This is a genomic window from Pseudomonas neuropathica (assembly GCF_015461835.1).
GTDB lineage: Bacteria > Pseudomonadota > Gammaproteobacteria > Pseudomonadales > Pseudomonadaceae > Aquipseudomonas > Aquipseudomonas neuropathica.
Window position 1 is genome coordinate 218,445 of record NZ_JACOPX010000006.1, and the last position, 25,049, is coordinate 243,493.

The 25,049-nt window shown below is 60.6% G+C and carries 26 protein-coding genes and 1 riboswitch; of the genes, 20 read left to right on the plus strand and 6 right to left on the minus strand.

Annotated elements, in window-relative coordinates; translation table 11 throughout:
• Positions 1-8: 8 nt before the first annotated feature.
• The 4 genes from H8F23_RS10430 (at position 9) to H8F23_RS10445 (ending at position 2,392) form a co-directional block, all read left to right on the plus strand.
• Positions 9-494, plus strand: coding sequence for a flavin reductase family protein (locus tag H8F23_RS10430; RefSeq protein WP_194934316.1), 486 nt, complete (start codon positions 9-11; stop codon positions 492-494).
• Between the two features lie 133 nt (positions 495-627).
• The gene (locus tag H8F23_RS10435) at positions 628-1,032 is read left to right on the plus strand and encodes a carboxymuconolactone decarboxylase family protein (RefSeq protein WP_016984498.1); all 405 of its coding nucleotides are present in this window, start codon (positions 628-630) and stop codon (positions 1,030-1,032) included.
• A 42-nt stretch (positions 1,033-1,074) separates the two neighbouring features.
• Positions 1,075-1,827 carry a GntR family transcriptional regulator gene (locus tag H8F23_RS10440; protein ID WP_116256671.1) on the plus strand — a complete coding sequence of 251 codons (753 nt, stop codon included), beginning with the start codon at positions 1,075-1,077 and terminating at the stop codon, positions 1,825-1,827.
• Between the two features lies 1 nt (position 1,828).
• Entirely contained in the window at positions 1,829-2,392 is a 564-nt protein-coding gene (locus H8F23_RS10445) for an NUDIX hydrolase (protein ID WP_095050096.1), read from the plus strand.
• Positions 2,393-2,504: 112 nt separating this feature from the next.
• Here H8F23_RS10445 and H8F23_RS10450 read toward each other — a convergent pair whose 3' ends face one another.
• Entirely contained in the window at positions 2,505-2,813 is a 309-nt protein-coding gene (locus H8F23_RS10450) for a DUF1330 domain-containing protein (protein WP_194934317.1), read from the minus strand.
• 68 nt (positions 2,814-2,881) lie between these two features.
• Between H8F23_RS10450 and ribBA the strand changes: the two genes are divergently transcribed.
• The 5 genes from ribBA to H8F23_RS10475 all read left to right on the plus strand — a co-directional run bounded on the left by ribBA (position 2,882) and on the right by H8F23_RS10475 (position 8,269).
• Positions 2,882-3,991, plus strand: a complete 1,110-nt coding sequence (gene ribBA, locus H8F23_RS10455; RefSeq protein ID WP_194934318.1) for a bifunctional 3,4-dihydroxy-2-butanone-4-phosphate synthase/GTP cyclohydrolase II — start codon at positions 2,882-2,884, stop codon at positions 3,989-3,991.
• A gap of 320 nt (positions 3,992-4,311) precedes the next feature.
• Positions 4,312-5,337 carry an ABC transporter substrate-binding protein gene (locus tag H8F23_RS10460; protein WP_194934319.1) on the plus strand — a complete coding sequence of 342 codons (1,026 nt, stop codon included), beginning with the start codon at positions 4,312-4,314 and terminating at the stop codon, positions 5,335-5,337.
• Positions 5,334-6,281 (plus strand): ABC transporter permease, encoded by a 948-nt coding sequence (locus tag H8F23_RS10465; RefSeq protein ID WP_194934423.1) that lies wholly within the window; start codon positions 5,334-5,336, stop codon positions 6,279-6,281. Before H8F23_RS10460 ends, H8F23_RS10465 begins: the two co-directional genes overlap by 4 nt.
• A gap of 6 nt (positions 6,282-6,287) precedes the next feature.
• Positions 6,288-7,097: an ABC transporter permease gene (locus H8F23_RS10470; RefSeq protein ID WP_007918021.1), complete on the plus strand. Its 810-nt coding sequence runs from the start codon at positions 6,288-6,290 to the stop codon at positions 7,095-7,097.
• A 17-nt stretch (positions 7,098-7,114) separates the two neighbouring features.
• Positions 7,115-8,269: an ABC transporter ATP-binding protein gene (locus tag H8F23_RS10475; protein ID WP_194934320.1), complete on the plus strand. Its 1,155-nt coding sequence runs from the start codon at positions 7,115-7,117 to the stop codon at positions 8,267-8,269.
• A gap of 202 nt (positions 8,270-8,471) precedes the next feature.
• Here H8F23_RS10475 and map read toward each other — a convergent pair whose 3' ends face one another.
• From map to H8F23_RS10490, 3 genes are all read right to left on the minus strand, one after another.
• Positions 8,472-9,263, minus strand: coding sequence for a type I methionyl aminopeptidase (gene map / locus H8F23_RS10480; RefSeq protein WP_194934321.1), 792 nt, complete (start codon positions 9,261-9,263; stop codon positions 8,472-8,474).
• Positions 9,260-9,487, minus strand: a complete 228-nt coding sequence (locus H8F23_RS10485; protein ID WP_007918027.1) for a ParD-like family protein — start codon at positions 9,485-9,487, stop codon at positions 9,260-9,262. The genes map and H8F23_RS10485 overlap by 4 nt, the downstream gene beginning before the upstream one ends.
• A 64-nt stretch (positions 9,488-9,551) precedes the next feature.
• On the minus strand, positions 9,552-10,409 hold the full coding sequence (locus H8F23_RS10490; RefSeq protein WP_194934322.1) for a LysR substrate-binding domain-containing protein: 858 nt from the start codon (positions 10,407-10,409) through the stop codon (positions 9,552-9,554).
• Positions 10,410-10,518: 109 nt separating this feature from the next.
• On the opposite strand from H8F23_RS10490, the gene phnD reads away from it, so the two are divergent.
• The 11 genes from phnD (at position 10,519) to H8F23_RS10545 (ending at position 21,835) form a co-directional block, all read left to right on the plus strand.
• Positions 10,519-11,385 (plus strand): phosphonate ABC transporter substrate-binding protein, encoded by an 867-nt coding sequence (gene phnD, locus H8F23_RS10495; protein ID WP_194934323.1) that lies wholly within the window; start codon positions 10,519-10,521, stop codon positions 11,383-11,385.
• Positions 11,382-12,173: a phosphonate ABC transporter ATP-binding protein gene (gene phnC, locus H8F23_RS10500; protein WP_194934324.1), complete on the plus strand. Its 792-nt coding sequence runs from the start codon at positions 11,382-11,384 to the stop codon at positions 12,171-12,173. Before phnD ends, phnC begins: the two co-directional genes overlap by 4 nt.
• 2 nt (positions 12,174-12,175) lie before the next feature.
• Positions 12,176-12,994 carry a phosphonate ABC transporter, permease protein PhnE gene (gene phnE, locus H8F23_RS10505; protein WP_194934325.1) on the plus strand — a complete coding sequence of 273 codons (819 nt, stop codon included), beginning with the start codon at positions 12,176-12,178 and terminating at the stop codon, positions 12,992-12,994.
• Positions 12,995-13,103: 109 nt separating this feature from the next.
• The gene (gene psrA, locus H8F23_RS10510) at positions 13,104-14,195 is read left to right on the plus strand and encodes an iron-containing alcohol dehydrogenase PsrA (RefSeq protein WP_194934326.1); all 1,092 of its coding nucleotides are present in this window, start codon (positions 13,104-13,106) and stop codon (positions 14,193-14,195) included.
• Positions 14,196-14,324: 129 nt separating this feature from the next.
• Entirely contained in the window at positions 14,325-15,620 is a 1,296-nt protein-coding gene (locus H8F23_RS10515; RefSeq protein WP_194934327.1) for an MFS transporter, read from the plus strand.
• Positions 15,621-15,630: 10 nt separating this feature from the next.
• Positions 15,631-16,500, plus strand: coding sequence for a LysR substrate-binding domain-containing protein (locus tag H8F23_RS10520; RefSeq protein ID WP_194934328.1), 870 nt, complete (start codon positions 15,631-15,633; stop codon positions 16,498-16,500).
• A 74-nt stretch (positions 16,501-16,574) separates the two neighbouring features.
• Positions 16,575-17,402 carry a phosphonoacetaldehyde hydrolase gene (gene phnX, locus H8F23_RS10525; RefSeq protein WP_116256661.1) on the plus strand — a complete coding sequence of 276 codons (828 nt, stop codon included), beginning with the start codon at positions 16,575-16,577 and terminating at the stop codon, positions 17,400-17,402.
• A gap of 330 nt (positions 17,403-17,732) precedes the next feature.
• The gene (locus H8F23_RS10530; protein WP_095050081.1) at positions 17,733-18,668 is read left to right on the plus strand and encodes a Ppx/GppA family phosphatase; all 936 of its coding nucleotides are present in this window, start codon (positions 17,733-17,735) and stop codon (positions 18,666-18,668) included.
• Positions 18,669-18,710: 42 nt separating this feature from the next.
• A riboswitch (cobalamin riboswitch) is annotated at positions 18,711-18,903 on the plus strand.
• Positions 18,904-19,047: 144 nt separating this feature from the next.
• A complete protein-coding gene (locus H8F23_RS10535; protein WP_194934329.1) occupies positions 19,048-20,061 on the plus strand; it encodes an ABC transporter substrate-binding protein in 1,014 nt (337 codons plus the stop codon).
• A gap of 8 nt (positions 20,062-20,069) precedes the next feature.
• A complete protein-coding gene (locus H8F23_RS10540; RefSeq protein ID WP_194934424.1) occupies positions 20,070-21,074 on the plus strand; it encodes a FecCD family ABC transporter permease in 1,005 nt (334 codons plus the stop codon).
• Positions 21,071-21,835, plus strand: coding sequence for an ABC transporter ATP-binding protein (locus H8F23_RS10545; protein WP_194934330.1), 765 nt, complete (start codon positions 21,071-21,073; stop codon positions 21,833-21,835). The genes H8F23_RS10540 and H8F23_RS10545 overlap by 4 nt, the downstream gene beginning before the upstream one ends.
• Here H8F23_RS10545 and H8F23_RS10550 read toward each other — a convergent pair.
• A complete protein-coding gene (locus tag H8F23_RS10550; protein WP_194934331.1) occupies positions 21,819-22,325 on the minus strand; it encodes a GNAT family N-acetyltransferase in 507 nt (168 codons plus the stop codon). The two genes, H8F23_RS10545 and H8F23_RS10550, sit on opposite strands and share 17 nt — an antisense overlap.
• A gap of 215 nt (positions 22,326-22,540) precedes the next feature.
• Positions 22,541-24,829, minus strand: coding sequence for a 5-methyltetrahydropteroyltriglutamate--homocysteine S-methyltransferase (metE, locus tag H8F23_RS10555; RefSeq protein ID WP_194934332.1), 2,289 nt, complete (start codon positions 24,827-24,829; stop codon positions 22,541-22,543).
• Positions 24,830-25,049 lie beyond the last annotated feature (220 nt).

The window sequence follows — 25,049 nt, forward strand, 5'->3', positions numbered from 1 at the left end:
CCTGCGAAATGATCGAACCCGGCATTTACAAAGACGTCATGAGCTCGTTCCCGTCCGGCGTCACGGTGGTCACCACCCTCGACCCGGAAGGCGGCATCGTCGGCATCACCGCCAGCGCCTTCAGTGCGCTGTCGATCGACCCGGCGCTGGTGCTGTTCTGCCCCAACTATGCTTCCGACACCTACCCGGTGCTGCGCGACAGCAAGAAATTCGCGATCCATTTGCTGTCGGCTGACCAGACGGCTGAGGCCTATGCGTTTGCCGGTAAAGGCAAGGACAAAGCCAAGGACATCGAGTGGCATCTGAGCGAACTCGGTAACCCGATTCTGGCCAAAGCGACGGCGATCATCGAGTGCGAGTTGTGGCGTGAGTACGACGGTGGTGATCACGCGATTATCGTTGGCGCGGTGAAGAATCTGATCCTGCCCGCGCAACCGGTGACGCCGATGATTTACCACAAAGGCAAGCTCGGCCCCCTGCCGACCCTGGCCTGACAGATTCACATAATCCCTGTAGGAGTGAGCCTGCTCGCGATAGCGGACTGACATTCAACATTGATGTCGACTGATCCACCGCTATCGCGAGCAGGCTCACTCCTACAAGGGATTTGTGGTGATGGGAGGAATGATGAGTAACGAAAAGTACGAAAAAGGCCTGAAAATCCGCACTCAGGTATTGGGCGAAGCTTATGTCCAGCGTTCAATCGACAACGCCGACGACTTCACCCGTCCGCTGCAGGAAATGGTTACCGAATACTGCTGGGGCCATGTCTGGGGGCGCGAGGGTTTGTCGCTCAAGGAGCGCAGCATGATCAACCTGGCGATGATCTCGGCGCTCAACCGTCCGCACGAACTCAAGCTGCATGTGCGTGGCGCCTTGCGTAACGGCCTGAGTCGTGAGCAAATACGCGAAATTCTGCTTCAGGTCGGCATTTATTGCGGCGTTCCGGCAGCCGTGGACAGTTTCCGGCTGGCCCGTGAAGCCTTTGCCGAAGCCGACGCCGAAGCCTCAGTTAACCCCTCGGCTGTTTAGATGCCCGTCTGGCATGGACAGCCAACTTAAAGAGCGGACCCCATGAAACGCCAGCCACTCGACGACAGCTTCAAGGTCAATCGCAACCCCGTTACCCTGCGCGAAATCGTGCTGGATAAACTGCGTAGCGCGATCATGAATTTCCAGCTCATGCCAGGCGATCGTCTGGTCGAGCGCGATCTGTGCGATCGCCTCGGTGTAAGCCGTACGTCGGTGCGTGAAGCCTTGCGTCACCTGGAATCCGAAGGTCTGGTCGAGTTCGCCGATGCCAAAGGCCCGCGCGTGGCGATCATCACCCTCGCCGATGCGGTCGACATCTATGAGCTGCGCTGCGTACTCGAAGGCCTGATCGTCCAGCTCTTCACCCTGCGCGCTAAAGCCAAGGACATCAAAGCCCTGGAAAAAGCCCTCGACGACAACCGCAAGGCGTTGAAGGACGGCGAGTTGCAGCAGGTGATCGACTCAGTGCAGGGTTTCTACGACGTGCTGCTCGAAGGTTCGGGCAACCATGTCGCGGCGACTCAACTGCGCCAGTTGCAGGCGCGCATCAGCTACCTGCGCGCGACCTCGGTGTCCCAGGAAAACCGTCGCGGCGCGAGTAACCACGAAATGGAAAAAATGGTCGAGGCGATCAAAAGCGGCGATCCGCTGGCGGCGCATCAGGCCTGCGTCGATCACGTTCGCGCCGCTGCTGCGGTGGCGCTCGACTACCTCAAGCGCAAACAGGAAGAGACCGGCGCCACGCCGAACATCACCCTGCCCATCGCGCTGAAAGAACCCCGTATAGGTCACTGATATGTTCAGCCCGAGCTATTGCCCGAAATGCGGTGGCCCTGACCTCGGTCAGCAGGTGCCGCCGGGCGATACGCACGAGCGCCTGATGTGTCGCGGCTGCGGCTACATCCACTACGTCAATCCGAAGATCATTGCCGGCTGCATCATCGAGCAGGACGGCAAATACCTCTTGTGCCAACGCGCGATCCCACCGCGCCCGGGCACCTGGACGCTGCCCGCCGGGTTCATGGAAAGCGGCGAGACCACCGAGCAAGCGGCGATCCGTGAAGTCTGGGAAGAAAGCGGCGTGCGTGCGGAAATCGTCTCGCCGTATTCGATTTTCAGCGTGCCGAAGATCAGCGAGGTGTACATCATTTTTCGTGCGATCGCGCTGGAGATCACCGGGCAATATGGGCCGGAGACGCTGGATTACAAGTTCTTCGCGCCGGAAGACATTCCGTGGGAACAGATCTATTACCCGGCGATCCGGCAGATTCTTGAGCGCTATATCGAAGAGCGCCAGGCTGGGGTGTATGGGATCTACATGGGCAATGATGACAGCGGCAAGATTCACTTTATCCGCTGATCACGCAACCCGCTCTTTGTAGGAGTGAGCCTGCTCGCGATAGCGGTGTGTCAGTCGGTGAAAATTTTGACTGATAAAGCGCTATCGCGAGCAGGCTCACTCCTACAGGGGTTTAGTGGTGTTGCTTAATTGGGGCGATGCCTTCAACGATGATGATTTCCGCCCTCGCCCATTCCTCGCGATAACTTTTCGCCTCCTGATACGCCGCCGAGCGGTAGCACGCCACGGCTTTTTCGTAGCTCTCGAACTCGATCACCACGCTGCGCTGCGGCGTCTGGCGCCCTTCCATCGCCTCACTGCGCCCGCCTCTGGCCAGAAACTTCGCGCCAAACGCAGCGAACGCTGCCGGCGCACGCTGGGTGTATTGGCTGTAATGATCGGCATCGGCTATATCCACATGAGCAATCCAGTACGCCTTCATAGTGACCTCTTTGTTGATTTTGTATTATGGTATACCAATATATTTCCAACGAACCCTGAGAGTCCAGTATGGCCTTCAACAGCATCGAAGAAATCATCGAAGATTACCGTCTCGGCAAAATGGTCTTGCTGGTCGATGACGAAGACCGCGAAAACGAAGGCGACCTGCTGCTGGCCGCCGACCGTTGCACGCCCGAGGCGATCAGCTTCATGGCCCGCGAAGCGCGCGGTCTGATCTGCCTGACCCTGACCGACGAACATTGCCAGCGTTTGGGCCTGGAGCAAATGGTGCCGGCCAATGGCAGCGTGTTCAGTACCGCGTTTACCGTATCGATTGAAGCAGCGGTTGGCGTGACCACCGGCATCTCCGCAGCAGATCGCGCTTGCACCGTGGCCGCCGCCGTCGCGCCGAATGCCCGCGCTGAAGATCTGGTGCAGCCCGGCCACATCTTCCCGCTGCGCGCCAAGGAAGGTGGCGTGCTGACCCGCGCGGGTCACACCGAGGCCGGTTGCGACCTGGCGCGTCTGGCCGGTTTTACGCCGGCCTCGGTGATCGTCGAAGTGATGAACGACGACGGCACCATGGCCCGTCGCCCGGATCTGGAAGTGTTTGCGCGCAAGCACGGGATCAAGATCGGCACCATCGCCGACCTGATCCACTATCGCCTGAGCACCGAGCACACCATTGGACGCATCGGCGAACGGGAACTGCCGACGGTGCATGGCACGTTCCGCTTGATCACCTTTGAGGATCGCATCGAGGGCGGCGTGCACATGGCGATGGTCATGGGCGATCTGCGCCGTGAAGAACCGACGCTGGTGCGCGTGCATGTGATCGATCCACTGCGTGATCTGGTCGGTGCCGAGTACAGCGGGCCAACGAACTGGACGCTGTGGGCGGCGTTGCAACGGGTCGCGGCTGAGGGCCATGGCGTTGTTGTGGTGCTGGCCAATCACGAGTCTTCGCAGGCGCTGCTTGAGCGAGTGCCGCAATTGACCCAGCCGCCGAGACAGTTCAGTCGTTCGCAATCGCGGATTTATTCGGAGGTGGGGACCGGGGCGCAGATTCTGCAGAATCTTGGGGTTGGCAAGCTGCGTCACCTGGGCCCTCCTTTGAAATACGCTGGCCTGACCGGGTATGACCTGGAGGTGGTCGAAAGTATTCCGTTCAGCGAATAACTCACGTCGAGCACAAATCCAAATGCAGGAGTGAGCCTGCTCGCGATAGCGGTGTGACATTGAGCAATGATGTTGACTGACACACCGCTATCGCGAGCAGGCTCACTCCTACAAGGGGTTTGCATTTCAGATCCATTTCTCCGAACCACAAAAAAGGACAGCGGCCAGATAACCGGTAAGGCAAAGTGCTTGCACAAAGCTTGGAATACCATAATATGATATTCCATAGACCGGACATTCCAACGAACGTCCATCTACTGCTCCCGACAGGCGGGCAACAACGCAAGCCCGCTCAAAAACACAACAATGAGGGCGTAAAAATGGTGTTGAACAAAGCTGCAACCGCGATCTTTTTTGCGGGACTGCTCAGCGTCACCGGTCAGGCTGCAATGGCTGCCGAGAGCGTGAACTTCGTCAGCTGGGGCGGAAGCACCCAGGATGCGCAGAAACAGGCCTGGGCCGATCCGTTCAGCAAGGCCAGCGGCATCACCGTCGTGCAGGACGGCCCGACCGACTACGGCAAACTCAAAGCCATGGTCGAGAGCGGCAACGTGCAGTGGGACGTGGTCGATGTCGAAGCCGATTTCGCCCTGCGCGCGGCCGCTGAAGGCCTGCTCGAACCCCTCGATTTCAAAGTGATTCAGCGCGACAAGATCGACCCGCGCTTCGTCAGCGATCACGGCGTCGGCTCGTTCTTCTTCTCCTTCGTCCTCGGCTACAACGAGGGCAAACTCGGCGCCAACAAGCCGCAGGACTGGAGCGCCCTGTTCGACACCAAAACCTACCCCGGCAAACGCGCCCTCTATAAATGGCCAAGCCCTGGCGTGCTCGAACTGGCGCTGCTGGCCGACGGCGTGCCTGCCGACAAGCTCTACCCACTGGATCTGGATCGCGCCTTCAAGAAACTCGACACCATCAAGAAAGACATCGTCTGGTGGGGCGGCGGCGCGCAGTCGCAGCAACTGCTGGCGTCCGGTGAAGCGAGCATGGGCCAGTTCTGGAACGGTCGCATTCACGCCCTGCAAGAAGACGGCGCGCCGGTCGGCGTGAGCTGGAAACAGAACCTGGTCATGGCCGACATTCTGGTGATTCCAAAAGGCTCGAAAAACAAGGACGCAGCGATGAAGTTTCTCGCCAGCGCCAGCAGCGCCAAAGGCCAGGCCGACTTCTCCAACCTGACCGCCTACGCCCCGGTCAACCTCGACAGTGTGGAGCGTCTGGATTCGACGCTGGCCCCCAACCTGCCGACTGCCTACGCTAAGGATCAGATCACTCTTGATTTCGCGTACTGGGCCAAAAACGGCCAGGCCATCGCGACACGGTGGAACGAATGGCTGGTCAAATGAAAATGGCGGCCACCGCGTCCCGTCCCTCCACTGCCACCGGGAGCGCCGCAAGCGCTGCCGGCTCGGCCCACGGAACACAGGCGGTTGCGATGCAGCAAGCCCCGTCCCTCAGACAACGCTGGCGCGGCGCCGGCAATCTCGCTCCGGCGCTGCTGTTCATCGGCCTGTTCTTTCTCGCGCCGTTGATCGGCCTGCTGTTGCGCGGCGTGCTTGAACCGACGCCAGGCCTTGGCAACTATGAACAACTGTTCGCCAATTCGGCGTATGCCCGCGTGCTGCTCAACACCTTTTCGGTGGCCGGGCTGGTAACGCTGTTCAGCCTGCTGCTGGGCTTTCCGCTGGCCTGGGCGATCACTCTGGTGCCGCGCGGCTGGGGACGCTGGATTCTCAACATCGTGCTGTTGTCGATGTGGACCAGCCTGCTCGCCCGCACCTATTCGTGGCTGGTGCTGCTGCAAGCGTCCGGCGTGATCAACAAGGCTCTGATGGCGCTGGGCATCATCGATCAGCCGCTGGAAATGGTGCACAACCTCACCGGCGTGGTGATCGGCATGAGCTACATCATGATCCCCTTCATCGTCCTGCCGTTGCAGGCCACCATGCAGGCCATCGACCCGATGATTCTGCAGGCCGGATCGATTTGCGGCGCCAGTCCGTGGACCAACTTCTTCCGGGTGTTCCTGCCGCTGTGCCGGCCGGGCCTGGCCTCCGGTGGCTTGATGGTGTTCGTGATGTCGCTCGGTTACTACGTGACCCCGGCACTGCTCGGCGGCGCGCAGAACATGATGCTGCCGGAGTTCATCATTCAGCAGGTGCAATCGTTCCTCAACTGGGGCCTGGCCAGTGCCGGCGCCGCGTTGCTGATCGCGATCACTTTGGTGCTGTTCTACTTCTACCTGAAGCTTCAGCCGGAATCCCCGGTTGGCGCCAGCAACGCGAGGTAAGCCGACATGCTCCTGACTCCCAATGCGATGAGCCGGCGCATGCGCTTCGGCCTCTACGCCACCACCGGGCTGATCGGTCTGTTCCTGCTGTTGCCGATCGTGTTTATCGTGCTGCTGTCGTTCGGCTCCTCGCAGTGGCTGGTGTTTCCGCCACCGGGCTGGACGCTGAAATGGTACGGCCAGTTCTTCTCCAACCCCGATTGGATGAACGCCGCAGCGGCCAGCCTCAAGGTCGCCGTGCTCACCACGATCTGCGCCGTGGCCCTCGGTTTGCCGACTGCGTTTGCGCTGGTGCGCGGACGTTTTCCGGGCCGGGAAATGCTCTACGGCCTGTTCACCCTGCCGATGATCGTGCCGCTGGTGATCATCGCCGTGGCGGTGTACGCGCTGTTTCTCAAGCTCGGTTACACCGGGACGATGTTCGCGTTTGTCGTCAGCCATGTGATCGTCGCGCTGCCGTTCACGATTATCTCAATCATCAACTCACTGAAGCTGTTCGATCAGTCGATTGAAGACGCGGCGGTGATTTGCGGTGCTTCACGCCTGCAAGCGGTGTTCAAAGTGACATTCCCGGCGATTCGTCCGGGCATGGTTGCCGGCGCCCTCTTCGCTTTCCTCGTGTCGTGGGACGAAGTGGTGCTCAGCGTGATGATGGCCAGCCCGACCCTGCAAACCCTTCCCGTAAAAATGTGGACCACCCTGCGCCAGGACCTGACGCCAGTGATCGCCGTCGCTTCGACGCTGCTGATCGGCTTGTCTGTTTTGGTCATGGTCATCGCCGCCGCGCTGCGCCGGCGCAACGAAATCAGCGCCTGAGCGCCCAGGAGTACGACATGAGTGCCGTGATCAAAGACGCTTCCCAGCAGAATGACAAACCCCTGGTCAGCCTGCGCAATCTGAACAAACACTACGGTGACTTTGCTGCCGTGGACAACATCTCGCTGGACATCAAGGACGGTGAATTCCTCACCTTCCTCGGCTCCAGCGGCTCAGGTAAAAGCACCACGCTGTCGATGCTCGCCGGGTTTGAAACGCCGAGCAGCGGCGAGATCCTCGTCAACGGTCAGTCGCTGGTGAATGTGCCTCCGCACAAGCGTGACATCGGCATGGTGTTCCAGCGTTATTCGCTGTTCCCGCATTTGTCGGTGCGCGACAACATCGCCTTTCCTTTGGCGATCCGCAAACTGGCCGCCGCCGAGCGCGACAAGCGTGTCGATGCCATGCTGAAACTGGTGCAGTTGGAACAGTTCGCGCATCGCCGCCCTTCGCAACTGTCTGGCGGCCAGCAGCAACGTGTCGCCATTGCCCGGGCGCTGGTCTATGAGCCACGCATTCTGCTGATGGACGAACCACTCGGAGCGCTGGATAAAAAGCTGCGTGAAGATCTGCAGGATGAGTTGCGCCAACTGCATCGTCGCCTGGGCATCACCATTGTTTACGTGACCCACGACCAGGAAGAAGCCATGCGTTTGTCCCAGCGCATTGCGATTTTCAGTCATGGCAAGATTGTTGGTCTGGGCAGTGGTTATGACCTTTATCAGAACCCGCCGAATGCGTTTGTGGCGTCGTTCCTGGGCAACTCGAACTTCCTCAAGCTCAAGGCGCAGGGCAATGCGGCGGCTTCGTTTGAAGGGCAGTCATTGTCGATTCGCCTGACCGCTGGGTTGCACACTGATCAGGATGTGTTGCTGATGGTGCGGCCGGAAAAGGCACTGGCGTTGAGCGTGGCGCAGGCGATCAGCGAACCGCTGCCGTCGGGGTGGAACGAGGTTTCAGCGAAGGTTGTAGAGGTGCTGTTTCTCGGTGAGAGCCAGACTTGCAGCGTGGTCACTTCGGGCGGCACTTCGATGACGGTCAAAGCGTTGTCCGCCGCCGGCATGCCGCTCCAGGCCGGGGATCCGGTGCAAGTACGCTGGGCCACCGCTGATGCCTGCGTTTACACCGAGTGGACCGACGGCGACCTGAACAAGGCTGCGGGTGCTCACTGATAGCGTTTTGTCTGTGAGATTTACCCCCTCACCCCTGCCCTCTCCCCCAGTGGGGGCGAGGGGGAAAGGGAGCCGATCTTCATGCTGTTCAAAACCCGGGTTCGACTCGGTATCCCAAGTCGGCGTAACTCATCCAGACAACTCGGTCAGTCCCCTCTCCCTCTGGGAGAGGGTTAGGGTGAGGGAAACAGTCGACGCGGTATCAGACAATAGCGCGGTAGCCTTCGATTTCATCCGGCCACGCGGTCAAGATTTCAAACCCCGTCTCCGTCACCGCCACCATATGCTCCCACTGCGCCGACAACGAGCCATCCTTGGTCAACACCGTCCAGCCATCTGCCATGTTCTTTACATGACGCTTGCCGGCATTAAGCATCGGCTCCACGGTAAAAATCATCCCGGCCTTGAGCTTCATGCCCTGATTCGGAAAGCCGTAATGCAGGATCTGCGGCTCATCGTGATAGACCTTGCCGATGCCGTGTCCGCAGTACTCGCGCACCACGCTGAAGCCTTCTTTCTCCGCCAGGCTCTGGATCGCATGGCCGATATCGCCCAGCGTGGCGCCCGGTTTTACCATGCGAATGCCCGCGCACATCGCCTCGTAGGTGGTCTTGATCAGGTGCTGCGCTTCAGGTGTCGCCTCACCGACCACGTACATGCGGCTGGTGTCGCCGAACCAGCCGTCCTTGATCACCGCGATATCGAGATTGACGATATCGCCATCCTTCAGCGGTGTGCCCGACGGGATGCCATGACACACCACATCGTTGACCGAGGCGCAGACGGTTTTCGGAAAGCCGTGATAACCGACGTTGGCCGGCACTGCTTTTTGCACATTGACGATGTAGTCGTTGCACAGTTGATCGAGCTGATCAGTGGTGACGCCCGCCTTCACATGCGGCACCAGCATGGCCAGCACTTCAGCGGCGAGTTTGCCGGCAGCACGCGATTGGGCGATGTCGGCCGGGGTGTTGATCTTGATCTGGTTTCTCATGCGCTGACGGCTTCCTGAGTCAGTTGTTGCAAATCCAGCCCGCCGTTCTGTTCGGCGCGGATCAGCAAGCGGCAAATGGCGCTGTGGTCGAGGTTAGGATGCAATTCGGCGAGCATGCCGATGCGCATCCAGTGCTCGGCCTGCGCGTTGATCGAGCGGCTGAGGGCGTTGCTGGAGATACGCAGGTTCTCGTGCATGTCCTCTGAAATCTTTACGATGCCCATATATGAATCCGATACGATGTGTATATGTAACGTATATTAGCCAAGCCTCAAGCGAAATTGCAAATCAACTCAGCGCCGCGTCGAAAAACGATGAGATGAGCCGACTGGAACGCCGCTCGGCCAGACAGTACAGATAGGTCTCGGTAAACAGCTCTTCGCCTTCGATTCTGATCGTGCGGATGTTCGGGTCGGCAATGAACTCCGCTTCTGAAACCACCCCCAACCCCAGCCCACGCACCACCGCCTCACGTAGCGCCTCGCGACTGCCAATTTCCATGGCGATACGCGGTTTGACCTGCGCCGCATTCAGTGCCTGCTCCAACACCAGCCGTGTGGTCGAACCGGGCTCACGTTGCAGCAGGCGCTGCCCTTCCAACTCCTCCAGCCGCACGCTGCCACGATTGGCCAGTGGATGTTCATGGTGGGCGAACAATATGATCGCGTGCCGCGCATAACGCACCGAACACAACGCCGGATCATCCTGCCGCCCCGCCAGCACGGCGATGTCGGTCACATAGTTTTCCAGATCCGACAGCACCTGTGCCGAGTTACCCACGCGGATCGACACGTCGATGTTCGGGTGTTGTTGCAAATAGCTGTCGACCATCTCGATCACATGAAACGGCCCCACCGCACCGACCTTGAGCTGGCCGCTGTCGAGCCGCCCGGAATCGCGCAGCAGGTTGTGCGCCTCCAGTTCCAGCAAGGCGATGCGCTGAGCGATAGGCAGCAATTGCCGCCCAACATCCGACAGCTCGATCCGCCGCCCACGGCGATGGAACAGCTCAACATTGTGCTGGCGTTCCAAGGCCTGCACCTGAGTGGTCAGCGTCGGTTGGCTCAATCCCGACGCCCGCGCCCCGGCACTGAAACTGCCGTGGCGGGCGACAGCGAGAAAGGCCCGTAGTTTGGCGCTGGACATCCATAGACTCCATCAATAGTTAGCTGTCGTTTCGCATATTGAATTGATTGAATGACTGTCACGTGACAGACCTAGCCTGTGGCAACTCCCAACCACACCGTGGAATGCCATGAAAACAATCAAACAGTTTCTGCGTGCCGCCAGCCTTGCCGTACTTGCCCTGAGTGCCAGCCAGGTCTGGGCCAAGGACAAACTGACCATTGGCCTGATCCCCTCCGAAGACTCCCAGGCAATGATCGAATCGAGCAAACAAGTGCTCGACGATCTGCAAGCCAAAATCGGCATGCCGGTGGTGCCGTTCGTGGCCACCGACTACAACGGCATCATCGAAGCGCTGCGTTCGGGCAAGCTCGACGTCGCCTATCTCGGGCCGTTCTCCTACGTGCTGGCGACCTCGGTGGCGGATGTCGAGGCGTTCTCGGTGGCGGTGACCAAGAAGACCGGCCAGAGCGCGTACAAAAGCGTGATTCTGGCGCGCAAGGACAGCGGCATTCATTCGCTGGCCGACCTCAAGGGTCATACTTTCGCGTTCGTTGACCCGAGTTCGGCGTCCGGTCATCTGTTCCCGAAAGCAGGCCTTGAGCAGGCCGGTTTTGCTCCGGACAACCTGTTCAAACGGGTGATTTTCTCCGGCTCCCACGACGCCAGCATCCTCGCGGTGGAGAACAAGAAAGTTGACGCGGCAGCCGTGGCTGACCGCATCTTCGCCAGCGCCGTGGCCAAAGGTGTGGTGAAGCAGGATGACTTCGAAATCGTCTGGAGCTCCAAGCCGATCCCTGAGTCGCCGATGGTCTGGCGCAAGGCGCTCGATCCGGAACTGAAGAAGAAAGTCGCCGACGCGCTGGCCTCGATCAAGGACGTGCCGTGGGGTGATCAGGGCGTGCTCAATGGCTTCCAGCCCACCACCGACGCGTCGTATGACGTGGTGCGCGACACCGCCAAGGTGCTCGATCTAGATTTGCGGAGCATGAAATGATCAGCATCCGCCAACTGACCAAACACTACGGCAGCAACCCGGTGTTGCGCGGCATCGACCTTGAAGTCGCTGCGGGCGAATTCGTCGTCGTGCTCGGTCAGTCTGGCGCCGGCAAATCGACCTTGCTGCGTTGCATCAATCGCTTGGCCCAAGCTGACAGCGGCACGTTGAACGTCGCCGGTATCGACGCCCTCGCCTGCCCCGACACCAGCGTCCTGCGCCGTGAAGTCGCGATGATTTTTCAGCACCACAACATCGTGCCTCGCTTAAGCGTTTTGAAGAATGTGCTGACCGGTCGCCTCGGTTCCGTCGGCACCCTCGCCTCGATTCTGCAGCTGTTCCGCCGTGACGATGTGGCGCTGGCGATGCAATGCCTGGAGCGCGTCGAACTGGCGCACAAGGCTAGCGAACGCACCGATTCGTTGTCTGGCGGACAAAAACAGCGCGTCGGTATTGCCCGCGCCTTGGCGCAACGGCCGAAGGTGATTCTGGCCGATGAACCGATTGCCAGCCTTGACCCGAAGACCGCGCGCCTGGTGTTGCAGTACTTGCGCGATGCCACCCGCGAGTTGGGCATCACCGTGCTGTGCAATCTGCATCAGGTCGAATACGCCCGAGAGTTCGGCGACCGAGTGGTCGGCCTCGCTCACGGCAATCTGGTGTTCGATGGCAAAGCGTCGAGCATGACCGACGCCGATCTGGCGCGAATCTATCCGGGGCAATCGGCGGAATCCGCCGCTGACGTCCCGACGCCCCCCCTGTCCTACCGCACCGCCTCGAGGGCCTGAGCATGCCATCGCAAAACTATCAGTGGGTCGGCGATCGGCCTCGTGGCCCGCGCAGTTGGCTGACCACCGGCGCCGTCGTCCTGATCGTGCTGTGGACGCTGAACTGGAGCGCGCAAGGTGCGCAGCTCAGCCTCGGTGAACTGGCGGCGGGGTTGCCGCAGATCGGTGATTTCCTTTCGCGCACCTTCCCCCCGGACCTGAGCATTCTTCCGCGCCTGGTCGCACCTGCGGTGGAGACTTTGCAGATTGCCATATGGGGCACCCTGCTCGGCGTGTTGCTGGCGATACCGCTGTCGTTTCTCGCGGCGCGCAATCTGAGCCGCGATCGCTGGGTGTTTCACGCCACGCGCCAGGCGCTGAATTTCACCCGCAGCATCAACGAACTGATCCTCGCCCTGATCTTCGTCTCGGCAGTCGGCCTCGGGCCGTTTCCCGGCGTATTGGCGCTGGCGCTGCATGGCCTGGGCATGCTCGGCAAATTCTTCGCCGAGAGCATCGAAGAGATCGACCAAGGCCCGATTGAAGCGCTGCAAGCGACCGGTGCCCGGCCGTTGCAGGTAATCGTGTTTGGCGTTTTACCGCAGGTCATCACGGCGTGGATTGCGGTGATTCTGTACCGCTTCGAAGTCAATCTGCGCTCGGCCACCGTGCTGGGAATGGTCGGCGCCGGTGGCCTGGGTTTCGAACTGGTGAGCAGTCTGAAGCTGTTCAAATATCAGGAAACCGCGACCTGCATCATCGTCATCACTTTCATGGTGATCGTCGCCGACGCCGTATCGAGTCGACTGCGTGCCGCCATCCAGAGCGGTTCAACGCATTAACCGCCGATGTTATCGGTTCAGCCGATTCAAACCTGCGATTTATCGATTTGTACCGTTGTCGACCGCCATCGAGTATGTGGCCACACGACAACAACAAGAAGGATCCACCATGACTGCCCGTTTTCAGAACCCCGTCGACACCCGTTTCGGCTGGGGCAGCCTGCAAGACCTTGCCGCCATCACCGAGCAGCAGCGCGTCGCCCTCGTGACCTTCCCTGAAGCCCGAGGGCTGGGCTTGGTGGACCGTTTGCAACGCTTGCTCGGCGAGCGTCTGATCTACATTGTCGAAGACGTCCAGCCCAACCCCGACGTCGCCCATCTGCGCAGCACTTACGAGCATTTCTGGCAGCACGCCGGCGACTGTGACGTGGTCCTCGCCGTGGGTGGTGGCAGCGCCATCGATACCGCCAAGGCGTTGATCGTCGGCACCGAATCCGGCCGTTTCGATGAGCTGTTGAGCCTGCTGTCCAGCGGCAAACCGTTCACCCCGGTCCGTTGCAAACAACTGATCGCCGCACCAACCACCGCCGGCACCGGCAGCGAAGTCACGCCGTGGGCGACGATCTGGGACAGCGCCAGCCAGAAGAAATATTCGCTGCACCTGGACTGCACCTGGCCACGGGTGGCGATCATTGACCCGCAACTGATGCTCACCGTGCCCGCCAGCGTCACCGTGTCCACCGGGCTCGATGCGCTGTCCCATGCGTTGGAGGCGATCTGGAACGTGAATGCCAACCCGGTCTCGGACACCTTCGCGATTTCCGCGATCGAGGACATTCTCGAATGCCTGCCGCGTTTGCACAAAGATCTGTCGAGCCAAGAGTTGCGCACGCGCATGGCACTGGCTGCGCTGAAGGCCGGGCTGGCGTTTTCCAACACCAAAACCGCGCTGGCGCACTCGATTTCCTATGAGATGACCTTGCGCCACGGCCTGCCCCACGGCATCGCCTGCTCCTTCACCTTGCCGCTGGTTTTGGGTTTGGCCTGGGGCCAGGACGCCACTCGTGACCGTACCTTGCAACGGGTGTTTGGCGCGGACCTGGGCAAAGCCCAGCAGCAGTTGCGCGAGTTCCTGCACAGCCTCGGGGTGAAGACCGAATTCGCCGATTACGGCGTCTCGGCCAAGGATGCCGAAGCCATCATCCACCTCGCGATGCAGGGCGCGCGCGGTAAGAACTTCATTGGCTCACAAGCCGCCTGACGCCTGATAAAACCCGAGTAACCCAAGCACCGCCAGCGGCATGCAGCCGCGGTGATTTCCTGCCGCACCGAAAAAGAGTGCACCCGCCGACGACACCCGGCGGGAACCGACAACAATAAGGAAAAGATCATGAATCGTGCCGAAACAATGCCTGGTCTCGCCGTCCGTTCTGCCTCGTTCCGGGTCGCCCAGTGGCGCATGCTGCTGGCGGCGATGTTCTGTTACCTGTTTTTCTACACCGGGCGGCAGACCTTCGGTTTTGCCATCCCGGGGATTCAGGCCGAGTTCGGCCTGAGCAAGGAAACCCTCGGTTGGGCCTCTGCGGCGATGCTCTGGGCCTACGCCATTGGCCAGGCCATCAACGGCAACCTCGCCGACAAGTTCGGTGGCCGGCGCATCATGACCCTCGGTGCGGTGTTGTCCTGCGGTGCCAACTGGGTGACCAGTTTTGCCGGTGGTTTCACCAGCCTGATTCTGCCGTGGGGCGTCAACGGCTACTTTCAGGCCTTGGGCTGGGCGCCGGGCGGTCGGCTGATTGCCAATTGGTGGGCGGCGGGTGAGCGCGGCAAGGTTTACGGTTTCTACACTTTCGCCGCCGGTTGCGCGTCGATTCTGTCGTACGTCACCTCTATCGTTGTGCTCGAAGTGCTGCAACTGGAATGGCGCTGGATCTTCCGTTTGCCGGTGCTGCTGATGCTCGCCGGCGGGATTATTTTCTATCTGGTGGCCCGCGAACGCCCGCAGGATCTGGGCTTCGAACCGGTGGGCGACACCGGTGTGGCCAACGCTGACGACAAACATCAGGAAGCCGCGCAGGGCGAAGTCGAGTCCTCGGCCCAACGCTACAAAGCCGTGCTGAAGAATCCTCGTTTGCTGATCGCCGCGCTGTCACTGGGCTTTCAGAACGCGGCGCGCTACGGCTTGATCGTCTGGGTGCCGGTGCACTTTCTCGGCGCTGACTGGAAAAGTGGTGACGGCATGATCGATCCGAAATGGATCACCGTCGCCCTCCCCGTCGGCATGGCGGTGGGTGCGTTGAGCAACGGCTGGGTATCGGACAAGTTGTTCGGCTCCAAGCGCTATCTGGCGATCATGCTTTATATGTTCCTCGGCGCCGCCACCAGCCTGTGGATGTGGAGCCTGCCGCCGCACAGCGTCATCGGCCTGGTCGCGTTGTTCCTTTGCGGCTTCTTCGTCTACGGCCCGGCCTCGAGTTTCTGGGCGCTGTGCCCGGATCTGGTCGGGGCCAAACGCGCCGGTACGGCGACCGGGATCATGAACTTTTCCTCCTACCTGTTCGCCGGCCTGGCCGAGCCACTGATCGGGCGTCTGCTTGACACCACGGCAAATACGTCTCTGATCTTCATAGTGGTCACCAGCGCCTGCCTGTGCAGCGCGGCTGTGGCATTGTTCATTCGACGCTGATGGGGCTTGCATGTACCAGTATCACAAGTGGTTGCGTTCGTTTCATGCGGTGGCCAAGACCGGCAGTTTTACCCTTGCTGCCGAGTTTCTCAGCGTCGGTCAGCCGACCGTCAGCGAGCAGGTCAACGCGCTGGAAAACACCTTCTCGGTGGAGCTGTTCCACCGACGCGGACGCTACATCGAAATGAGCGCCGCCGGGCACAAACTCTACGCCATCACCCAAGGCCTGTTCGGTCAGGAGGATGAAGCCGTGCAGCTGTTGCAGAGCTTCAAGCAGCGCAAGACCGGCATGTTGCGCCTCGGCGCGGTGTCGCCGCCGATTGCGATGAACCTGACCTATGAGCTGATGCAGCGACATCCGGACATTGAACTGGAAACCTCGTTTTCCTCGGAAAAGGACACCCTGGCGCGGTTGTTCAACTTTGATATCGACGTGGCGATTCTGGCTTTGTCGGAATTCGATGAGCGCTTCCACACGCGGTTGTATCACCGCTATCCGATCATCGCCGTGGTCCGCGATGACCATCCCTGGGCCGGTCAGTCGCAGGTTCACATCAGCGAAATCAGCGGCGAAAAATGGGTGATGCGCGAATCCAGCGCGCGCACCCGGCAACTGGTGGAAGAAAGCTGCAAGCGCCTCAATATCGATCTCAATTGCGTCATGCAACTCAACAGCCGCGAAGCCATCGTCCACGCGATCGTCAAAGGCATCGGCATCGGTTTTGTCTCGGCCGTCGAGTACGCCGAAACCCCGGGCACCAAGCCGATCACCTTTGTCGATCACCCGTTTTTCATCGAATACCACCTGTGCTGCCTCGGCATCCGCCGGAACCGGCCAGTGATTGCCGAACTGTTTGATGCGAATCCACCGCTGACCTGATCAGCACTGACCCTTGAACCGCCTACCTCATTGCCGAGGGACGGCCCACGCTTACCTGAAAACGGAGATTGACCATGCAGTACCAACAACCGACTCACCTGCAAGCCGCGATCCTCGACTGGGCCGGCACCGTTGTCGATTTCGGCTCGTTTGCGCCAACGCAAATCTTCGTCGAAGCCTTTGCCGAGTTCGGCGTCGCGGTATCGCTTGAAGAAGCGCGCGGGCCGATGGGCATGGGCAAGTGGGATCACATCCGCACCCTGTGCAACCTGCCGCAGATTGCCGAGCGTTACCGCGCGGCGTTTGATCGCTTGCCGAGTGACGACGATGTAACGGCAATCTACGAGCGTTTCATGCCGCTGCAGATCGAAAAAATCGCCCTGCACTCGGCGCTGATTCCGGGCGCGCTCGAAGCCATTGCAGCATTGCGCGACAAGGGGTTGAAAATCGGTTCGTGCTCGGGTTATCCGGCGGTGGTGATGGCCAAGGTCGTCGAACTGGCGCGGGAAAATGGCTACGTCGCTGATCATGTCGTCGCCACCGATGAAGTGCCCAATGGCCGGCCGTATCCGGCGCAGGCGTTGGCCAACGTGATTGCCCTGGGCATCGATGACGTGGCCGCCTGCGTCAAGGTCGACGACACCTGGCCGGGGATTCTCGAAGGGCGCGCCGCCGGTATGTGGACGGTGGCGTTGACCTGTTCCGGCAACGCACTGGGCCTGACCTATGAGCAATACAAGGCGTTGCCGTCGGATCGACTGGCGGAAGAACGTGCGCGGATCGGCAAGATGTTCGCGCCTTCACGCCCGCACTACCTGATCGACACCATCGCCGAGCTGCCCGAAGTGATCGAAGACATCAATGCGCGCCTGGCCCGGGGCGAAACTCCGCAGTCCTGCTGACACATGATCGTTCCCACGCTCCGCGTGGGAATGCAGCCCGTGACGCTCCGAGTCACTGGACGCGGAGCGTCCCTAGAGGCATTCCCACGCAGAGCGTGGGAACGATCAACAGCCAAATCGCAGGCAAAAAAAAGCTGCCAAAACTGGCAGCAAAAACTTTAAGAACACGCGATGTATTGACCTCAGCATAGACGCCGGATAATGACAGTGTCGTGACAGTCGCAAATTCATTCAATCGCCCCGCCCCCGTCATCAGGATGTCATCAAGATCACCGCAGAATCCTCGCAAACCGTCTTGAGCCTCGCGACGGATGCTCTGCAAGGATTCCCATGAAAGACGACGCCTCGCTGTTTGCCGCCATCGACCTGGGTTCGAATGCCTTTCGCCTGATGATCGGCCAGTCGGTGCGCAGCCGCAAAGGCTTGCAGATTCAGGAAGTGAAAACCCTGCGCGAACCGGTGCGCCTCGCCGAGGGCTTTGACGGTGGTGCGCTGGATGCACTGGCACTGGATCGCGGCTGGCAGGCGTTGGCGCGGTTCGGCAAAAAACTGCGTGGTTTCGAGGCCGGCCGGGTTCGTGCGGTGGCAACCAGCGCGGTGCGTGAAGCGGACAACGCGCAACTGTTTCTGGCCAGTGCCGAGCGGCATCTGGGCTTTCCCATCGACGTCATTTGCGGCCATGAAGAGGCGCGGCTGGTCTACGCCGGCGTAACTCACGCCTTGCCCAGCGCCGACGACCTGCGCCTGGTGGTCGACATCGGCGGAGGTTCCACCGAGCTGATCCTCGGCCAGGGTTCACAACCCTTGTTAACCGAAAGCATCGCCATCGGCAGCGGCACCTTGAGCACGCGATTCTTTCGCGGCGGCGATGTGTCCGCCGGCGCACTACAGGAGGCCGAACGCTTCGCCATCCTGCAGTTTGAACACGTCGCCAAGCGCTATCGCGCGCAAGGCTGGCAGCAGACCATCGGTTCGTCCGGCACCGCGCGCATGCTCGCCAAAGTGCTCAAGACCAATCGCCTCAACGACTTCGGCCAGGACGGCATCACCTACGGCGGCCTGCTGCGCCTGTCGCTGCTGTTGTTGAAGGTAAACAACGTGCAACAGCTCAAGCTCGCCGGCCTGCAACCACACCGCCAGAGCATTCTGCCCGGTGGTCTGGTGTTAATGCTGGCGGCATTCAAAGTGTTCGGTATCGCACAAATGCTGCCGTCGGAACCGGGCCTGCGTCTGGGCGTGTTGCACGGTTTGATGAGCCAGCACTAATCCTCGCCGCAACAGATTCGTCTCCCCTTCAGCGGCTTGATCGACTAACATGCCGCCGCTGGTTCCCGAACGGGACTAATAGGGAATCCGAGGTGCTTGCACAGCATTGATCGGAACTGCCCCCGCAACTGTAGGTGCCGAGCCTGCTCCACGACTGCCACTGGATGAACCCGGGAAGGCCGGAGCCAGGTGATGACGCATCAGTCAGGAGACCTGCCGGCACAGTGACTACTAACCGGCGGGGTGTCCGGGAAGGACATCGTGCCGTGCGCGTCTTCGATTGCTGCCCGGCCTTGCGCGGCTGCCCTGCCTGCGCTCGATGGTGTGTTTCCAGACCGTACTCTCCCGCTCCCCGTACGGTTCCCCTGGAGACTGCCACATGCTGCTGCCCCGCGTTGCCACCCTCATTACCGGCCTGAGCCTTGGCGCCCTGGCGCAGGCGGCACCGACCGTCTATCCGCTGACGGTGGAAAACTGCGGCAGCACCCTGACCTTCCAGCACGCCCCGACGCGCACCGTGACCATCGGCCAGGCCGGCACGGAAATGCTCTACGCCATGGGCCTGGGCGACAAAGTCGTCGGCACCTCGTTGTGGTTCAACAATGTGCTGGCCAAGTACAAGGCGCAGAACGACCGGGTTGAGCGCCTGGCCGACAACGAGCCAAGTTTCGAGTCGGTAATCGGCAAGCGCCCGGAACTGGTCGCCGTGGAACTGGAATGGATGGTTGGCCCGCAAGGTGCGGTGGGCACTCGCGAGCAGTTTCATGAACTGAAGATTCCAACCTATCTGCTGCCTTCCGATTGCGAAGCCAAGGACAACCTCGTCGGCGCCGATGGCACGCGACTGGCGCCGTTTCGCATCGAGACGATTTACAAAAGCGTGAGCCAACTGGCGCAGATCTTCGATGTTCAAGAACGTGGCCAGCAGCTCAACGACGCACTCAAGGCCAGCCTCGCCAAATCGATTGCCACCGCCCAGGGCAAACAGCTGAAGGACGCCAGCGCGCTGGTCTGGTTCTCCAGCGCACAAATGGACATCGAGCCGTTCGTGGCCGGGCACAAAGGCGTTCCCGACTTCATGCTCAGCGCCCTCGGCGTGCGCAACGTCGTGCAGTCCGATGAAGAGTGGCCAACGGTCGGCTGGGAAACCATCGCCAAGGCCAATCCGACCTTCCTGGTCATCGCGCGCATGGATCGTCGACGCTTCCCCGCCGACGACTATGAAAAGAAACTCGCCTTCCTGCGCAGCGATCCGGTGACGCGCAACATGGACGCGGTGAAACACAACCGCATCATCATCCTCGACGCCATGGCCCTGCAGGCGAGCCTGCGCATGTTCGAGGGCATCGAACAATTGGCCACGGCCATCAACGGCTATGACCTGTCGCAATGAGTGCCAGCCTGATCCGCACGCTCCTGGCCCTGGCGACCCTGTTGATTGCAGTGGTCGCCGGCGTGGCCATCGGGGAAACCTCGATTGCACCGGACGTGGTGTTGCAAGTGCTGGCGAACAAATTGTGGGGCGCCAGGCATGTCCTCGATCCGATCGATGAAGGCATCGTCTGGAACTACCGCCTGACCCGGGCATTGGTCGCGGCGGCATGCGGTGCCGGGTTAGCGACCTGCGGAGTGATTTTACAGTCGCTGCTGCGCAATCCGTTGGCCGACCCCTATCTGCTGGGCATTTCTGCCGGCGCCTCGACCGGGGCGGTGATGGTGGCGTTACTCGGTGTTGGCGCCGGGATCATCTCGTTGTCAGTCGGCGCATTTGCCGGCGCAGTCACGGCGTTCGTGCTGGTGATTCTGTTGGCGCGGGTCAGCGGCTCGGCCAGCGGTACCGGGCAGATCATTCTCGCGGGGATCGCCGGTTCGCAGCTGTTCAATGCGCTGACGGCGTTTCTGATCACCCGCTCGGCCAGCTCCGAACAGGCGCGCGGCATCATGTTCTGGCTGCTGGGCAATCTCGGCGGCGTGCGCTGGCCATCGGTGTGGCTGGCAGTGCCGGTTGCCGTGCTGGGACTGGTTGTGTGCCTGTGGCATCGGCGGGCGCTGGATGCGTTTACCTTTGGTGCGGATTCGGCGGCGTCGCTCGGCATTCCGGTGCGGCGTGTGCAGATTCTGCTGATTGGTTGTGCGGCGCTGGTGACGGCAGTGATGGTGTCGATTGTCGGTTCGATCGGTTTTGTCGGTCTGGTCATTCCTCATGCCGCGCGTCTGTTGCTGGGCACCGGTCATGCGCGGTTGCTGCCGGCCAGTGCGTTGGGCGGCGCGGTGTTTCTGATAGCCGCCGATGTGCTGTCGCGCACACTGATCAAGGGCCAGGTGATTCCGGTCGGGGTGATTACCGCGCTGGTCGGCGCGCCGGTGTTCGCCTTGATTCTGGTCGGCCGCAGGTCGGCACGATGAACAGTGTCTTGAGTTGTTCCGGCCTGAGCTTCAGGGTGCGCGGCGCCGAGTTGCTAAACGGCGTCAGCCTTGAGGTTCAGCGTGGCGAAACCCTCGGCATCGTCGGGCCGAATGGCGCGGGCAAATCCACTCTGTTGAAGTTGCTGGCGGGGCTGCGTGAACCGAGCGCTGGCGAGGTGCTGCTTGAAGGTCAACGCCTGGGCAGAATGGCCCGGCGCAGCATTGCGCAAAAGCTCGCGGTCGTTGAACAACAGGCCGACACCGACGACGGCATTCGCGTGTTCGATGCCGTCGCACTCGGGCGCACGCCCTGGCTGTCGGCGCTGCAACCATGGTCGGACGCGGACGACGCCATCGTCCAGCAGGCGCTCACCGACGTTGACGCCATGCACCTGCGCACGCGCCTTTGGCGCAGCCTGTCCGGCGGTGAACGGCAGCGGGTGCACATTGCTCGGGCATTGGCGCAGCGGCCGCAAATTCTAATGTTGGACGAGCCGGCCAATCACCTCGACATTCAGCATCAACTGAGCATTCTCAACGTGGTGCGGGCATTGCCGGTGACCACGCTGATTGCGCTGCATGATCTTAATCAGGCGTTGAAATGTGATCGTCTGGCGGTGCTGGAGCGCGGGCGACTGGTGGCGCTGGGCGAACCGTTGGCGGTGCTGACACCGCAGCGGTTACAGGAGACCTTCGGAGTCAGGGCGCATTACCTGACGGACCCGTTTGATGGGGCGCAGATTCTCAGATTTCACTCATGACGCTGTGCATGTGGGTGGTCTGCCAGACCGGGTCAGCGTCGACATCGATAATGTCGAAACCTTGTCGCTGCCAGAACGCGATGGCACCCGGCAGGAATGGATGGGTGTGCAGGTAGATCACCTCGACTGCGTCGGCGAGCGCCAGATCCTTGAGCGATCGATACAGCGTGCCGGCCAACCCTGAACGTCGCTGCGATGGCAGGACGAACAGCCGTACGATTTCCACCACTTTAAGGTCCGGATAAGGCAAGTGCGGGAAGCGTCGGTCGTAAGGAAGATAGCCGATCGAGGCCACGATCTGCCCTTCATGGCGAGCAATCAGAAAACGCCCTGCCCCGCGAAGATAAACCTCGGCGAAGCGCGCCAGATCGTCGGGCATGCCGGTCGCGCTGAGCTTGGGGAAAAGCTCGGCACGGGCCTTTAAAACAAAATCAAGAACGTCAGGAATGTCTGAGTCGGACACGGCCTGGATAACGGGTTGATCACTCATGTAGCGGCAAACACCTGAACTGCGGCTGGGCACATTAGCAACAGCCTCCCGGCGATGCCAAGGAAATCCCCGGTTCTGAACTTCCTGCACAACCCTTGTAGGAGTGAGCCTGCTCGCGATGGCGGTGTGTCAGTCAACTCATTAGTGACTGATACACCGCCATCGCGAGCAGGCTCACTCCTACAGGGGGATTGTGTGTATTCCAGCTGTAGGTGTCAGGCCAGCTCTTTGCGCAGTTGGCGGGCGGCGGTAACCATGTGCACCAGCGCCGCTTCCGTCTCCGGCCAGCCACGGGTTTTCAAACCGCAATCCGGGTTGACCCACAGGCGTTCTGCCGGAATCCGCTTGGCAGCCTTGCGCAGCAAATTAGCCATTTCCGAAGCATCCGGGATGCGTGGCGAGTGGATGTCGTAGACGCCCGGGCCGATTTCGTTCGGGTAGGAAAAAGCCTCGAAGGCGTCCAGCAATTCCATGTCCGAGCGCGAGGTTTCGATGGTGATCACGTCGGCATCCATCGCCGCGATGGACTCGATCACATCGTTGAACTCGCTGTAGCACATGTGCGTGTGGATCTGCGTTTCGTCGCGCGCACCGGAGGCGCACAGACGGAACACTTCCGTCGCCCAGTCCAGATAAGGCTGCCACTGCGCCTGACGCAGCGGCAGACCTTCACGGAACGCCGCTTCGTCGATCTGCACGATCTTGATGCCGGCGGCTTCCAGATCGACCACTTCATCGCGGATCGCCAGCGCCAGTTGCCGGGCCTGCACTTCACGGCTGACATCTTCACGGGGGAACGACCACATCAGCATGGTCACCGGGCCGGTCAGCATGCCTTTCATGACCTTGTCGGTCAGACGTTGGGCGTAGCGAATCCACTCGACCGTCATGGCTTTCGGGCGGCTGAGGTCGCCGAAGATCACTGCCGGTTTCACGCAACGCGAACCGTAGCTCTGCACCCAGCCGAAACGGGTGAACACGTAGCCGTCGAGTTGCTCGGCGAAGTACTCGACCATGTCGTTGCGCTCGGCCTCACCGTGCACCAGCACATCGAGGCCCAGACGTTCCTGGATTTCCACCGCGTGGCGGATCTCGCTGTGCATGGCTTCGGTGTATTCGGCTTCGGTCAACTTGCCCTGTTTGAACGACTGACGAGCGAGGCGGATCGACGCGGTTTGCGGGAACGAACCGATCGTCGTGGTCGGGAACAGTGGTAGATCAAGACCCGCGCGTTGCTTGGCAATGCGCTGGGTAAACAGCGACTGACGCTGGCTGTCCTTGGCCGTGATCGCCGCAACCCGCGCCTGAACCGCAGGTTTGTGAATGCGCGGCGAAGCAGCGCGAGCGGCCTGCACCGAACGGCTTTCGGTCAATGCTCGCAGCACTTTCGGCGCTTCCGGCTGATTGACGGCATGCGCTAGAACCGCCACTTCTTCGCACTTCTGCACAGCAAAGGCCAGCCAGCTTTTCAGTTCCGCATCGAGTTTGTCTTCACGGCCCAGATCCACCGGGCTGTGCAGCAGTGAGCAGGACGGCGCGACCCACAGGCGATCACCCAGACGCTCATGGGCATGGCGCAATGTCGCCAAGGCGTTTTCCAGATCGCAGCGCCAGACGTTACGCCCGTTGACAACGCCCAGCGACAACACCTTGTAGGCCGGCAGACGATCGAGAATGGTCGGGTACTGCTCCGGTGCGCGCACCAGATCAATGTGCAGACCATCGACCGGCAGGTTCGCCGCCAGACCAAGATTTTCTTCCAGACCACCAAAGTAAGTAGCGAGCAGTTTCTTCAGTGGATCACGCTGAATCTGGTTGTAGGCACGCTCGAACGCGTTCTTCCATTCCTGCGGCAGATCAAGCACCAGAATCGGCTCGTCGATCTGCACCCATTCCACGCCTTGAGCGGCGAGGCGCGCGAATATCTGGCCGTACAGCGGAAGCAGGCGATCGAGCAATTCCAGCTTGTCGAATTCCGCACCCTTGGCCTTGCCCAGCCACAGATACGTCAGTGGGCCGATAATCACCGGTTTGACGTTGTGGCCCAGCGCACGGGCTTCTTCGACTTCTTCGAACAACTGCTCCCAGCCCAACTGGAACTGTTGATCCGCACTGAATTCCGGGACCAGATAGTGGTAGTTGGTGTCGAACCACTTGGTCATTTCCTGGGCGTGGGCACCGCCGCAGCAACTGTCGCTGACGCCACGGGCCATGCCAAACAGGGTTTGCAGAGTGGCTTTGCCGTGGTGTGGACGGAAGCGTTCCGGGATAACGCCGAACATCAGCGAGTGTGTCAGGACCTGGTCGTACCAGGCGAAATCGCCGACCGGCAGCAGTTCGATGCCAGCGTTTTTCTGCAAGTCCCAGTGGGCCTTGCGCAGCTCACGGCCAACATCACGCAGGCCGGCCTCGTTCAGTTCTCCTTTCCAGAACGCCTCTTGCGCTTTCTTCAGTTCGCGGTCGCGACCGATGCGCGGAAATCCAAGGGAATGGGCCAGTGCCATAACAAACAACTCCAATGTCCTGTTGATGGCGGCCATTGTCGGCATCGGTCGCTAGTGAGACAAACTCATTTTAATCTTGATCAACACAAGTTTCCCTCATGATCAAATGATCGCAGTCTGTCTCCTGAAAATACTGCTGAGGTGAGAGTGCTTGGGACGGCTGAACGGTTTTTTGCGCCAGGGAATTTCTCGCCAATTCAAGCTGTTCGTCGCCATGAAG